Source organism: Xanthomonas sp. D-109 (assembly GCF_017746095.1).
GTDB lineage: Bacteria > Pseudomonadota > Gammaproteobacteria > Xanthomonadales > Xanthomonadaceae > Xanthomonas_A > Xanthomonas_A sacchari.
The window spans coordinates 1-13,283 of sequence record NZ_JAGHWV010000006.1 but is presented as its reverse complement, the minus strand read 5'-3'; the positions used below and the strand labels follow the sequence as shown (position 1 = coordinate 13,283).

Sequence of the window (13,283 nt, the reverse complement as noted above, 5' to 3'; positions counted from 1 at the left end):
ATGTCAGGGAGGAGCGGCACAGCCGCGGCGGCTGGATCCTGCAGTCGGGGCTGAAGCCCCTCCCACAATGGAAGGATTGGCGGCGCGCGGACACAGCGCGTTTGCCGAGCATTGGCTTTGGCTAACCGGCACGCATGGGAGTTCCATCGTCCCCTGTTGTCGAAGTCAGCAAGCGTCACCGCGCCTGAGGCTCTCGACTGCAGTTGTGGGAGGGGCTTCAGCCCCGACGCGACCACGCTCGACTACACGCGCACCACGCAGTGGGCACGTGCCTCGGCGACTCGTCGGCATCTCCATCGATCCGTCGCGCGTGGCAACGGCGTACCCATCATGACCGCCGTTGTCGGCAGCGACGAGCGCACATCACGCAGCGCACGCCTGCGACACCGCTGGCCGCGTGGCTCCGGCCGCAGCATTCAAGCCACCCGCATCAACTGCGCTGCTGTCCCGCGCCTGTTGCGCCCGTCGCATCCGCCGGCCCCGCCGTCGGATCGTTGACGTCGGCCTCGAACAGCTTGGTCAGATCGGCACGCGCCGCGCGCGCGGTCTGCACCACCGCGGCCTCGTCGTCGTAGACCAGGTGCTGGGCGCGCAGCAGTTGCGTGTCGTGTTCGCGGAAACGGGCGATGCGGTCGCGGGCGGTGGCCGCGTCCAGGCCCAGGCCGAGCAGCACCTGCTCGCTCAGTTCCAGGCTGGAGGCGAACACCTCGCGGAACGGCTCGGCGCCCAGGTCCATCAGCCGCCAGGCGTGCTGGCGGTTGCGCGCACGCGCCAGCACCTTGGCGGTGGGGTAGAGCCGGCGGATCAGCCGCGTGGTCTTGATGTTGGTCTCCGGGTCGTCCATCGCCACCACGAAGATGCGGATGCCGTCGCTGCCGGCCGCGCGCAGCAGGTCCGGGCGGCTGGGGTCGCCGTAGTAGAGCTGGTTGCCGAAGCGACGCAGGTCCTCCACCGTGTCCGGATTGTGTTCCAGCGCCACGAACGGGATGCGCTGCGCGGTCAGCAGGCGCGCCACGATCTGGCCGAAGCGGCCCATGCCGGCGATCAGTACCTGCGCGCGCTGCGCATCCACGGTGTCGTACTGCGCGGCCGGCGGTGGTGGCTGCTTGCCCTTGCCGGCCTCGCTGCCGCCGAGCAGGCGCTGCATGCCGAGCAGCAGCAGCGGGGTCAGCGCCATCGACACGCCGACCACCGCGACCAGGCGGTCGTGGGTGGCGTCGTCGAGCAGGCGCACGCGCTGCGCCTCGGTGAACACCACGAAGGCGAACTCGCCGCCCAGCCACAACAGGCTGCCCAGCAGCAGCGCGCTGCGCCAGGGCAGGCGCAGCACGCGGCCGATGCCGGCCAGCAGCGCGAACTTGACCAGCAGCAGCGTGGCCACCGCACCGGCGATCAACCACGGCTCGGCGACGATGCGGTCCAGGTCGATGCCCATGCCCACGGCGATGAAGAACACGCCCAGCAGCAGGCCCTGGAACGGCTCGATCTGCGCTTCGAGTTCGTGGCGGAACTCCGAATCGGCCAGCAGCACGCCGGCCAGGAACGCACCCAGGCTGGGGCTGAGCCCGGCCTTCTGCAGGAACCAGGCGTTGCCCAGCACCACCAGCAGCGCGCTGGCGGTGAACACCTCGGGCATGCGCGTGCGCGCCACCGTGCGGAACAGGTGGCGCAGCACGAAGCGCCCGCACAGCACCACCAGGGCCAGCGCGCCCAGCGCCTGGCCCACTTCCGTCCAGGTCAGGGTGTCGTTCTTGGCGCCGCCGAGCAGCGGTACCGCGGCCAGCAGCGGGATCGCGATCAGGTCCTGGAACAGCAGGATGGCGAAGCCGAGCCGGCCGTAGTCGCTGTTGAGCGCCTTGCGCTCGGCCAGCAGCTGCAGGCCCACCGCGGTGGACGACAGCGCCAGCGCCAGGCCGATCACCAGCGCGCTCTTCCAGTTCATGCCCATGCACAGCGCCAGCGCGCCCAGCGGCAGCGCGGTCAGCGCGACCTGGGCCGACCCGGCGCCGAACACCGCATGCCGCATCACCTTCAATCGCGCCGGCGATAGCTCCAGGCCGATCAGGAACAGCAGCATCACCACGCCGATCTCGGCGGCGTTGAGGATACGCTCGGTGTCCTGCACGAAGCCCAGCCCGTCCGGCCCCAGCACCACGCCCGCGGCCAGGTAGGCCAGCACCGCGCCCAGGCCAAGCCGCTTGAACACCGGCACCGCGATCACCGCGGCCAGCAGCAGCACCAGCGCCAGTTCCAGGCCGCCGCTATGCACGAGTCGTCTCCATCGCCGCATTATGCGGCCGCCAATGCGACCGTCTGCTGACCCGGGCTGTGGGGCTGGTGTTCGCTGGGCTCGGCGAACCCGAGAGGTGGGGACGGATGGGCGGTGCTGCTGGCCTTGCTGTGGAGGAGGGGTCGCCGCCTGGTCAGCGCGCTGTGCCTGTGGCCTGTGGCGTGGTCGCGTCGCGCCTGAAGGGGGCATCGAACAAGCACAAGCGCACACGCGTAGGAACGGCTTCAGCCGCGACGGTGCCTCACCGGTAACGCCTCGTCGCGGCTGAAGCCGCTCCCTACGAGACGGCGCGATGCGCGGCAGAAACGGGTGAGTCGAGGTGTCATGAAGCGCTCCAAGGAGGACGTGCTGCCGTCGATGCCACTGCTGATCCAGCAACACACGCGAACCGTGAGTGCCTGGCCGCCGACCGAAGCCCCTGTGGGAGGGGCTTCAGCCCCGACGCGCGGAGGCCGGAATCGCGACAGTGCGCCCAGTCGCCGAACCCGCGCTACCGTCGGCCGCAAGACCCGGATCATCCCCGCGCCGCGGCCAGCCGTGTACCGTTAGCGCATTCGCTCGCCTCTGCCGCCGCCATGAGCACCTATCACCTGCAGTCCGTGTTCCGCCCCGCCTCGGTCGCCATCGTCGGCGGCAGCCCGCGCGAGCGTTCGGCCGGGCGGGCGGTGGTGCGCAGCCTGCGCGCGGCCGGGTTCCCGGGGCAGATCGGCTGGGTCAGCCCGCGCTACCGCGAGATCGACGGTGTGCCCACGGTGCGCCGGCTCACCGACCTGCCGTGGGTGCCGGACCTGGTGGTGATTACTGCGCCAGCGCGGATGGTGCCGCGCATCGTGGCGATCGCCGCGCGGCGCGGCGTGGCTGCGGCGATCATCCTCACCGCCGGGCTCGGCAGCGGGCCGGGCTCGGCCGCGGCGCGGGTGGAGAGCGCCGCGCGCGCCAAGGGCCTGCGCATCCTCGGCCCGCACTGCCTGGGCGTGATCGCCCCGCATGCGCGGCTCAACGCCAGCATCGCCGCGCACTGCCCGCAGCCGGGCGACCTGGCGCTGATCTCCGAATCCAGCGCCATCGCCGCGGCGCTGGTGGAGTGGGGCGTGGCGCGCGCGGTCGGCTTCTCGGCGGTGGTCTCGCTGGGCGACGCGCTGGACGTGGACTTCGCCGACCTGCTCGACTACTTCGCCACCGACTACCGCACCCGCGCGATCCTGCTTTACGTCGAACACATCCGCGACGCGCGCAAGTTCATGTCGGCCGCCCGCGCCGCCGCGCGCGCCAAACCGGTGGTGGTGGTGAAGTCAGGCCGGCAACTGCGTATCGATCCCAACGCCGACACCCATGTGCAGGCGCTGGCCAGTTCCGATGCGGTGTACGGCGCCGCGTTCGCCCGTGCCGGCCTGCTGCGGGTACGCGCGCTGGACGAGCTGTTCGCCGCCGCCGAGACCCTGGGCCGGCTCAGCACCTTTCCCGGCCGGCGCCTGGCCATCCTCAGCAACGGCGGTGGCGTCGGCCGCCTGGCCGTGGACACGCTGGCCGATCTCGGCGGTACCCTGGCCACGCTGTCGGCGTCCACGCAGCAGCGCCTGGAACAGGCGTTGCCGCAGGAATGGTCGCACCGCAATCCGGTGGACATCGTGGTGGACGCCGACGGCGAGCGCTATGCCGCCGCCGCCGGCGCGCTGCTGGAGGATCCGGAGAACGATGCGGTGCTGGTGGTCAACGTGCCCACCGCGTTCACTTCCTCCGCCGAGGCGGCGCAGGCGCTGACCCGCATCCTCGGCCAGCGCCCGCGCCATCACCGCGACAAGCCGGTGTTCGCGGTGTGGCTGGGCAACGACGAAAGCGCCACCGCCACGCTCAATGCCGCGCGCATCCCCACCTACGCCACCGAGGCCGATGCGGTGCGCGGCTTCATGCACCTGGTGCGCTACCGCGAGGCGCAGGCGGCGCTGATGGAAACGCCGCCGAGCCTGCCCGACGATTTCGCCTTCGATGCCGCGGCCGCGCGTGGCATCGTCGACGCCGCGCTGGCCGCCGGGCAGACCTGGCTGGACCCGCTGGCGACCACGCGATTGCTTGCTGCCTACGGCATCCCCACCGCGCCGGTGGCGCACGCCGCCGATGCCGAGGCCGCGGCGCAGGTGGCCGCGCCGATGCTGGCGCAGGGCTCGGCGGTGGCGGTGAAGATCCATTCGGCCGACATCCCGCACAAGTCCGACGTGGACGGCGTGCGCCTCAACCTGGTCAGCGCGGAGGCGGTGCGCGATGCGGCCGAGGGCATCCTCGCCCGCGCACGCGCCGCGCGTCCGGATGCGCGCATCGACGGCGTGCTGGTGCAGCCCTCGCTGCTGCGGCCGAAGGCGCGCGAGCTGATCGCCGGCATCGCCGACGATCCCACATTCGGCCCGGTGATCGTGTTCGGCCGCGGCGGCACCGCAGTGGAGGTGATCGACGACAAGGCGCTGGCGCTGCCGCCGCTGGACCTGCGCCTGGCCCACGAACTGATCGGCCGCACCCGCGTCAGCCGCATCCTCAAGGCCTATCGCGACGTGCCCGCCGCCGACGAGCGCGCGGTGGCCATGGTGCTGGTCAAGCTGGCGCAACTGGCCGCCGACCTGCCGGAGATCCGCGCGCTGGACATCAACCCGTTGCTGGCCGATCGCGATGGAGTGATCGCGGTCGACGCGCGGGTGGCGGTGGCGCCGTCGCGGCGCCTGCACAAGGGCCGCGGCCATCCGCGCTTCGCGATCTTCCCGTATCCCAAGGAGTGGGAACGGCGCATCGCGCTCAACGACGGCAGCGCCGCGCTGGTGCGTCCGGTGCGGCCGGAGGACGACGCGCTGTTCCGCAGCTTCTTCGCCCGCGTCACCGACGAGGACCTGCGCCTGCGCTTCTTCCAGGCGGTCAAGCATTTCAGCCATGAGTTCATCGCGCGCCTGACCCAGCTCGACTACGCGCGCTCGATCGCACTGGTGGCGATCGAACCGCGCAGCGGCGACATGCTCGGCGCGGTGCGCCTGCACGCCGACGCCGATTACGACCGCGGCGAATACGGCATCCTGATCCGCTCCGACCTCAAGGGCCACGGCATCGGTTGGCAACTGATGCGGATCATGATCGAGTACGCCGGCTGGCTCGGCCTCAAGGTGGTCGAAGGCCAGGTGCTGCGCGAGAACCGCACCATGCTGGCGATGTGCCAGCAACTCGGCTTCAAGGCCACGCCGGATCCGGACGACGCCACGCTGATGGACGTGGTGTTGCCGGTGGCGCAGCACTGAGGTCGGCGCCACGATGTCGACGTTCTCGCCGAGCCTGTTGCAACCGCGTCACGCGATCCTCTCCGGTCAGCCGGAGGACGCCGCACTGGAAATCCTGCTGCGCCCCTTTCTGCTTGACGGCGACATCGTGGACACCGCGATCCGCCTGGACGGCATCGCGCTGCCGTCGCTCAGGCTCGGCGCGCTGGCCGGCCAGCGCTTCGACTTCCCGCGCAACCCGCAGGACGGCTACATCGACGGCTCGCTTTACCTGGCCGGCGCGCACCATCCGGTCGACGTCGACACGCTGACCTTCCATCTTTCGCGCGACGGGCAACTGACGCTCGTGGCCAAGGGTATCTATGCGTTCGATGTCGAAGGCCTCGATGACCTGGGCAAGCTGCCCTTCACCCTGGCGATGCGGGTGAGCACGTGCGCGCTGTGAGCGGGGCTGCACGACTTCGCACAACGGCATCCCGCCATGGGCATCCATCGCGTCAGGGACTCCATCACCGCAAGCGCTGACCCGTCCCCGACACCTGCCCAGAGGAGCTTCTCATGTCGTTCAAGCCAGAGCGCTACACCTCGGTTTCGCCGTATCTGATCGTCGACGGCGCGCAGCGCACCATCGAGTTCCTGGTTGCGGTGTTCGATGCCGAACCCTTGCGGCAGATTCCCGGCGAGGGCGGCCTGCTCGCCCATGGCGAGGTACGCATCGACGACACCGTGGTGATGTTCTGCGATGCGGTCGAGGGCTGGCCGGCGCTACCGGCGCATGTGCACGTCTACGTGCGCGACGTGGATGCGACCTACCAGCGTGCGCTGGCCGCCGGCGCCACGGCGGTGCAGGCGCCGATGCAGAAGGACGATCCGGACCGGCGTGGCGGCTTCCGCGATCCCGGCGGCACGACCTGGTGGGTGGGGCAGCAGGTCGGTTGAGCGGGCGTGACGTGCCAGGGCGAGGGCGCCCGCACGGTGCACGCCGCTATGTGCATCCAGCCTCTCGGCACGCCATGAGCATGAGCGCCTGGTTGCTCCGCTGGCGTTGCTGTCGCATGCTCCGGCACCACCGATCGCAGGCGCCGTGCCGGTGCCCAGGGAGTCCGCCATGAACCATCTGCGACGTGCCGTCGTCTATGTCGCCTTCGCGCTACTGGTGATGGTCAATTTCCATGCGTATTCGTCTTCGATGTTCCTGTACAAGGGCATCAACCACTTTCTCCAGCAGGACGCGGTGGTCGTGCAGGAAACGCAGGATCGGGCCAGCGGCGATGCGGTGCCGGTGCTGGACCGGCGTGGTTCCCCCACGGGTCGAACCGTGGAGGTCCTGGTCCACAACAGCACCTACGATGTCCTGCGTTCGCTGCCGGTCCTCAATGTGCAGGTAGTGCTGGTGGCATTCCTGGCCTATGGCCTGCTCGACGCGGTGAGCTGGTGGCGCAGGCAGCAGCAGGCCTGACGTCTTGTCCTGCACCGGCTTCGTCGTGCCGATCAACGCCGTGCCTGCCGTCGGCGGCGTGCGGCAGGTCCGGCGTGTCGCGGTTACTCCAGTTCCTGGTTGCTCACCCCACGCTCGACCGGGTACACGATCGGCGGCGGCGTGGTGGAGCGCATCAGTTTCAGCGAGGTCTTGCGCTGCTCGCACAGGTTGCCGCCGCTGACGAACACGCCGTCCTGGGTGCACTTCCAGTCGTAGAAGTTGGCGATGCCGCCGGCCAGCTGCAGGCTGTAGTCGGTGCTCTTGGCTGCCGCGTCGAACGGTTGCCCGGCGGGGACGTTCTGGAACCAGCGCATCCATTCCTTGGAACCGACCGGCGGGATCTTGGTCTTGTCGGCCTGGAAGGTCGGATTCATCGGCGACAGTTGCGGCGATTCGGCGGTCATGTGGCAGCTCATGCAGGAGCTGATCGGATTGTCCACCGGGCCGTTGAGGCGGCCGTTCCAGCCCAGGTGGGTCGGCGGCAGTTCCGGCTTGGCGTTGATCGCCGACTGCAGGATGCGCGGGTTGATCCGGGTCTGGGTCGGCTGCTTGTTGGTGTAGTCGTCGCCGGTGTTCTGCGGATCGTTGCCGAACATCACGCCTACCGGCACCAGGTTCTGCCAGCCGGGCTTGCCACTGACCGCACCGTTGTACTGGAAGGTGCCGAAGATCCAGCCGGTGCCGGGCACGCGGCTGTCGCGCACGGCGAAATCCAACTGGATCAGCGCCACCTGCTTGAACGCGCGATCGGCGGACGTGAAGCTGTTGGTGACCCAGGCGTTCCACAGCACCGGGTTCTGCAGGAACGGGACCTGGCGCAGATCCACGTCGGCGAACAGCGCCTTGCAGACCACGGTGCCGTCGCGGAAGGTGTTGGGCTTGGTGGTGAAGCTCGGATCCGGGTTCTGCGGGTCCTTCCACACCTGGCCGAAGGTGTAGGCGCCCACATCGTTGTAGATGCCCACCGCGAAGGTCTGGCCGGAGGTGAGCTGGGTCGGCGCCAGTTGCTTGACCTGGATCTGCGCCTCCTTGGTCAGCCCGTGCACGCCTTCGCGTCCGAGCGGGCCGTAATGCTGCCAGGGCGCGTGGTACCAGCGCCGCACCTTGTTGTTCTGCACGTACCAGTCGCTTTCGACGTTGCCTTCCAGGCAGTAGGTCTTCACCGCGTCGGCGTAGCCGCGCCAGGCCTCGAAGTCGTTGGTCAGCGGCTTGGGCAGTTTCTGGAAGAACGCCGGCAACGGGCCGCTGGGCGGTTGCTGCGGATAGTCCTGGCTGAGCTGGAACAGCGTGCCCTTGTAGGTGGCCGGCGGCGCGTAGCCGAAATCCGGAAACCGGCCGGCGGAGGCGGCGCCGCTGGCGAGGGTCAGCGCGACGGCGATGGCGAGTGTGCGCGGGTGGGATGGTTGCATGATGGACCTCCGGTCGAGTGCGTCGGTGCGTGCGGGCGATGCCGCGTCCTGTGTCCGGACATCCCCTGGCCCCGGACCGGCCGCACGCCCGCGCTGCTGCGCGGCCGCGATGAAAGGACGCCCGCCGCCCAGGTCCGCGCCGCAGGCACGGGCGGACGCATCCGCCTGCGCGCGCAGACGAAGCGAGAGACGCTTTTGGAAATGCACCGCCCATCGCCACCGCGCGGGTGCGGCGACGTTGCTGTGGAAACGGCAGTCCTGTTGAAACGGCCTAGCGGACCGAAGACCTGTCCATGTCGCTCTCCTGACCCCGTGTGGAAGGCAACTGCGCTGAAGGATCCTGTTGCATCGAGCGTGGGGGAAACGCGCGGGCCCGGCAAGGCAGCATCGGGGGACGAATGCTGCGGAGGCGGCGCCGTGCGGCGGCCGCGATGCCGGGTTGCGCGTCGATCGCCAGTCCCGCGTGGTCGCGGACCTCGGCGTTGCTCGACGCTTCGGACTCTAGCGAGCGCCGCGCAGCCGGTGGTAGACAGTTGCGCGCGCCGGCGTCGCGATGGCAGACGGCGGTGGGTCTTCACGTCGATCGTGCGCGCAGCGGGTGGCCCGCCGGCACGCTGGCGGCCGCCGTGGCATGCTGCGTGCGGGGTCGCGCCTGGCGGGAACGGGCAGGCGCGGTGGGGACGGTGGACGCACCGGGCACGGCGGCGTCCACTGCGGCGATGCACTTTCTTGCGGTGACGCCATGCGCACGCACGGGACCTTGATTCAGTGGAACGAGGAGCGCGGCTGCGGCCGGGTGCGCCTGGCGCATCGCGAGACCGAAGCCGAGGTGCAACGTGCGGCGTTTCCCGCCGACGGGGTGCCGCCACGGGTAGGCGAACTGATCTCCTTCGACCTGGAGCACGATCCGCAGGGACGGCCGCACGCGATGCGGGTGATGCGGCCGGGGCGTGCACCGGTAGCGGCCGCGCAGGCGGCGACCGCACCGCGCAGGCGTCGCGGCCGCTGGCTCGGCGTGCTGGCGCTGCTGGTGGTGCTCGCGGTCGCCGGCTATGCCGTGCTGCGCTTCGTGGCGCCGCCGCCGGTAGCCCCTCCGGCGCCGGTCGCGTCGGTGGTCACGGCGCCCGCATCGCCGGCGCCGGCCTTCCAATGCGACGGCCGCACGCATTGCGCGCAGATGACCTCGTGCGACGAAGCGGTGTACTTCCTGCAGCACTGCCCGGGCGTGGAGATGGATGGCAACCACGATGGGGTGCCGTGCGAACGGCAGTGGTGCCGGCGCGCGCGCTGAGCAGCGGCCGCCGCGTGCGCGGTGCAGGGTCTTGACCCGTCCGTGATCGGGACTCGGCTACGGTCGCGCATTGCCTGCAGGTGACGCATGACCGAGCCACGCCTCTCTCCCACCAGGACCCGCACCCTGTCGCTGGGCCTGTTCGTCTTCGTCGCGGTGTTCGCCGCCATCGTCTGGTCGCTGTTGCGGCCGTACGGCTCGGTGTACTTCTTCCCGGTGCATTTCCTGGTCGGGCTGGGCCTGCCGTTCCTGTTCTACGCACTGGGCGCCAACCGCGCCGCGTTCCTCGCCGGGCTGGGGCTGACCGTGATCGTCCTGGTGCTGTTCAACCTGTGGGGCGACCAGGTCGGTGGGATCGGTCCGCGCGTGTTCGACTGGGCGCATGCCGTGGCCGGGATCCTGGGCATGCTGCTGGCCTATGGCGTGTTTCGCCTGTCCACGCGCGTGCGCCAGCGCCACGCGCGCTGAGCCGGAATCATTCCGCGTCGTCGCTGCGGGTGAACGGCGCCAGCCGCAGTTTCACCCGGTGCTCCACGCCGGCCGGGCACTGCCCCGGCGCCGGCCCGCGGAAATAACTGCGCTGCCAGCCTTCGCGGCTGGCGTCGGAATCGGGCTGCTCCAGATCGTGCAGGAACTGGCCGCGGCTGCGCATCCACGCCTGGTGTTCGCGTTCCAGCTCCGGCGTCTGCGACAGCGGTTGCCAGCGCGGCTCGGTCTCGGCCAGCACTCGCCGCTGCACCGGGAAGAAGTGGCAGAACGGCTCGCCGGCGTCGAAGCGTACGCGGCCGGGCCGGGTGAACTGCCAGTTCATGGTGAAGGTGTACGGGCTCCAATCGGTCTCGATCAGCCCGGTGAGCCCGGCGATGCCGTCCTTGGGCCGGTTCACCGGCGCGGTGACGTACAGGTCCACGCCGGCCTCGGTGCGGAACAGGCACGGCACGTGGAAGGTGAGCACGCCGTAGCCGAAGTGGCTGACCGCCGGTGCGTGCGTGCCCGGCGCCGGCTGCACGCGCAGGTCGTCGAGCGCGTTGCCGCCGTTCCACTCGGCCTCGAACGCGGTCTGGCACAGCAGCTCCCAGCCGTGCGCGTTGGCGATGTCCAGCGGCAGGCAGCGGTACGCGTAACGCTCGGAGGTGCGGTCCATCCACGGCCGCTCGCGCGGCGCCGGGCGCACGTCGAGGGTGTGGCCGTCGAGAACGTGGGCGGTGAGTTTCATGGCACGCGCAGGAGGATGGACCAGCGCCGAGTGTGACGCCTCGCTGCGGTCTTGGCGACCGCGCCAGGCGCAGCGCTCACGCCGCTTCGAAATCCAGCAGCGCCACGCCGTCGCCGACCAGTTCGCCCTCGCGCACGCGGAAGCCGTGCACGGTGCCGTCGGCCGGTGCCTGCAGGGTGTGCTCCATCTTCATCGCCTCCAGCACCAGCAGCGGCGTGCCGCGGCTCACCTGGGTGCCGGGTGCCACCAGCAGGGCGACGATGCGCCCCGGCATCGGCGCGGTCAGCCCGCCGCTCTCCACCGCCGGCTGGTCGGCCTCGGCGACCGGGTCGTGGCGTTCGAACAGGTAGCCGTGGCCGTCGACGAACAGGTGCAGCTGCGTACCGGCGAACACCGCATCGGCCTGCACCCGCTGCGTGCCGAGGAACGCGGACAGGCGCCCGTCGCGCAACTGGCCGCTCGCCTCGAGCGGCTCCTGCGCCTGCGCGGCGTGGATCCGCCAGCCGCCGGCATGCGCAGTCAGGTGCAACGTGCGCTGGGTGTCGCCATGCTGCAGGGTCAGCGCATGCGCGGCTGGCGCGCCCAACCGCCAGCCGTCGCGCAGGTCCCAGGGCGAGTGCGGATCGGCCGCGTGCGCGGTGGGCGCCGACGCGTGCAGTTGCCAGGCCAGCGCCGCCAGGCGCCACAGCGCATCGGTGGTCGGGGCCGGGGTGTCGAACAGCGCCGCGTGCTCGCGCTCGATCAGCGCGGTGTCCAGGTCCGCCTGCGCGAACGCGCTGGTGCCGACCAGGCGCTGCAGGAACGCGGCATTGGTCGACACGCCGACCACCTGGCAGGCCGCCAGCGCCGCCTGCATGCGCCGCAGCGCGCGCTCGCGGGTCACGTCCCAGACGATGAGCTTGGCGATCATCGGATCGTAGTGCGGGCCGATCACATCGCCCTGCTCGACGCCGGCATCGACCCGCGTATGCGCGTCGGCGGCGGGCAGGCGCAGGTGCTGCAGCGTGCCGATCGACGGCAGGAACCCGCGCGCCGGGTCTTCGGCGTACAGCCGCGCTTCCAGCGCATGGCCGTGGATCGCCAGTTCGTGCTGGCGCTGCGGCAGCGGTTGCCCGGCGGCCACGCGCAGTTGCCACTCCACCAGATCGGTGCCGGTGATGCATTCGGTGACCGGGTGTTCCACCTGCAGGCGGGTATTCATTTCCATGAAGTAGAACGCGCCATCGGGCGCGACGATGAACTCGACGGTGCCGGCGCCGACGTAACTGACCGCGCGCGCGGCCTCCACCGCGGCCTGGCCCATCGCCGCACGCCGCGCCGCGTCCATGCCCGGTGCGGGCGCTTCCTCCAGCACCTTCTGGTGGCGGCGCTGCACCGAGCAGTCGCGTTCGAACAGGTAGACCAGTTCGCCGTGGCTGTCGCCGAAGACCTGGATCTCGATGTGCCGCGGCCGCAGCACGTATTTCTCCACCAGCACGTGCGCATTGCCGAACGCGGCCTGCGCCTCGCGCTGGCAGGCGGCGAGCGCGGCGGCGAACTCTTCGTCGCCATCGACCCGGCGCATGCCCTTGCCGCCGCCGCCGGCGCTGGCCTTGATCAGCACCGGGTAGCCGATGGCCGCGGCCTGCGCGCGCAGGAATTCCGGGTCTTGCTGCTCGCCGTGGTAGCCGGGCGTCAGCGGCACCCCGGCCGCCTGCATCAGCGCCTTGGCCGCGCTCTTGTCGCCCATGGCGCGGATCGCCGCCGGCGGCGGACCGATGAACACCAGTCCGCGCGCGGCGCAGGCCTCGGCGAACTCCGCGTTCTCGGACAGGAAGCCGTACCCGGGATGGATGGCCTGCGCGCCACTGTGTTGCGCGGCGTCGAGGATGCGCTCGCCGCGCAGGTAGCTCTCGCGCGCCGGCGCAGCGCCGATGTACACGGCCTCGTCGGCCAGGCGCACGTGGCGCGCGTCGCGGTCGGCATCGGAGTACACGGCCACGGTGGCGATGCCGAGCTTGCGGCAGGTGGCGATCACCCGGCAGGCGATCTCGCCGCGATTGGCGATGAGGATCTTGTCGAAGGTCGGCAGGTCGGGGGTGGCCATGATCGGGTGCCTGGAGAAGGGTTAGAGGTGTTGCGCTTGCGGTGTGCAGACGTGCGTTAAGTGCGTGCTGCGAAGGTCGCGGTTTCGGTTGCTAGCGTTGTAGCCGCGGTCGCTTGGCTTGGCTTCGCTGTGGCTTTTGCTGTGGCTGTGGCTGTTGCCCTTGCTTTTGACTTACCGGGTTCCCTTCCGAAGCGGCGGCCAGCACGGGGAAAAACCCCGAAGGGGCGGCGCACAGGGACGTGCGCCGTCCGCGGCAGGGG

The 13,283-nt window shown here is 70.6% G+C and carries 10 protein-coding genes; 6 read left to right on the top strand and 4 right to left on the bottom strand.

The features are described from left to right. Window positions 1-430: 430 nt before the first annotated feature. Window positions 431-2,269 (bottom strand): monovalent cation:proton antiporter-2 (CPA2) family protein, encoded by a 1,839-nt coding sequence (locus tag J7357_RS06280; RefSeq protein WP_209245444.1) that lies wholly within the window; start codon window positions 2,267-2,269, stop codon window positions 431-433. Window positions 2,270-2,865: 596 nt separating this feature from the next. Between J7357_RS06280 and J7357_RS06275 the strand changes: the two genes are divergently transcribed. The 4 genes from J7357_RS06275 (at window position 2,866) to J7357_RS06260 (ending at window position 7,000) form a co-directional block, all read left to right on the top strand. After that, entirely contained in the window at window positions 2,866-5,562 is a 2,697-nt protein-coding gene (locus J7357_RS06275) for a bifunctional acetate--CoA ligase family protein/GNAT family N-acetyltransferase (RefSeq protein ID WP_209245443.1), read from the top strand. Window positions 5,563-5,575: 13 nt separating this feature from the next. Then, window positions 5,576-5,986, top strand: coding sequence for a hypothetical protein (locus J7357_RS06270; RefSeq protein ID WP_209245442.1), 411 nt, complete (start codon window positions 5,576-5,578; stop codon window positions 5,984-5,986). A gap of 113 nt (window positions 5,987-6,099) precedes the next feature. Beyond that, window positions 6,100-6,480, top strand: coding sequence for a VOC family protein (locus tag J7357_RS06265; protein WP_209245441.1), 381 nt, complete (start codon window positions 6,100-6,102; stop codon window positions 6,478-6,480). 169 nt (window positions 6,481-6,649) lie between these two features. Further along, window positions 6,650-7,000 carry a hypothetical protein gene (locus J7357_RS06260; protein WP_209245440.1) on the top strand — a complete coding sequence of 117 codons (351 nt, stop codon included), beginning with the start codon at window positions 6,650-6,652 and terminating at the stop codon, window positions 6,998-7,000. A gap of 83 nt (window positions 7,001-7,083) precedes the next feature. Here J7357_RS06260 and J7357_RS06255 read toward each other — a convergent pair whose 3' ends face one another. Continuing rightward, window positions 7,084-8,430 (bottom strand): hypothetical protein, encoded by a 1,347-nt coding sequence (locus J7357_RS06255; protein WP_209245439.1) that lies wholly within the window; start codon window positions 8,428-8,430, stop codon window positions 7,084-7,086. Between the two features lie 742 nt (window positions 8,431-9,172). Here J7357_RS06255 and J7357_RS06250 point away from each other — a divergent pair. Then, window positions 9,173-9,721, top strand: a complete 549-nt coding sequence (locus J7357_RS06250) for an excalibur calcium-binding domain-containing protein (protein ID WP_209245438.1) — start codon at window positions 9,173-9,175, stop codon at window positions 9,719-9,721. Window positions 9,722-9,808: 87 nt separating this feature from the next. Continuing rightward, the gene (locus tag J7357_RS06245) at window positions 9,809-10,189 is read left to right on the top strand and encodes a hypothetical protein (RefSeq protein ID WP_209245437.1); all 381 of its coding nucleotides are present in this window, start codon (window positions 9,809-9,811) and stop codon (window positions 10,187-10,189) included. A gap of 7 nt (window positions 10,190-10,196) precedes the next feature. On the opposite strand, the gene J7357_RS06240 is transcribed toward J7357_RS06245, so the two are convergent. Then, entirely contained in the window at window positions 10,197-10,937 is a 741-nt protein-coding gene (locus J7357_RS06240) for a DUF6065 family protein (RefSeq protein WP_209245436.1), read from the bottom strand. Between the two features lie 76 nt (window positions 10,938-11,013). After that, entirely contained in the window at window positions 11,014-13,023 is a 2,010-nt protein-coding gene (locus tag J7357_RS06235; protein WP_209245435.1) for an acetyl/propionyl/methylcrotonyl-CoA carboxylase subunit alpha, read from the bottom strand. Window positions 13,024-13,283: the final 260 nt, after the last annotated feature.